This window comes from Vibrio sp. 10N.222.49.C9 (assembly GCF_041474985.1).
GTDB lineage: Bacteria > Pseudomonadota > Gammaproteobacteria > Enterobacterales > Vibrionaceae > Vibrio > Vibrio crassostreae_C.
Window position 1 is genome coordinate 1 of sequence record NZ_JBFRVD010000880.1, and the last position, 332, is coordinate 332.

General features: G+C 49.7%; 1 pseudogene. It reads right to left on the minus strand.

Annotated elements, in window-relative coordinates:
- Positions 1-72 precede the first annotated feature (72 nt).
- Positions 73-332 (minus strand): annotated as a pseudogene (locus tag AB4585_RS26050) (dipeptide/tripeptide permease); the annotation flags it as partial.

Genomic DNA, 332 nt, shown 5'->3' on the forward strand with positions numbered 1-332 from the left:
ATTATCTACTCAGCGCCCGTTGGGTCTTTCGATAAAAAAGGGTCGCTAACTGCGACCCTTAGACGTTATCGATTATGCATGAAGAGTTTGTGCGTCGTGCACTTTATCTTCTGTAGTGTCCGGCTTGCTTTCCGCACCGTGCATCCATTTAACTAGCGTGTTCGACATGAACAGTAGAATAATGCCAGAGACGGTTGCCGCTACTGCAATGCCACCAAAGATAGACATAGCGCCGTAGTCGCCTACGTGAGAGCCAATGAAGCCCGCTACGTAGTTCGCAATGGCGTTGAAACCAAACCACGCACCCATTAGCAATGATGCTAGGCGAAGCG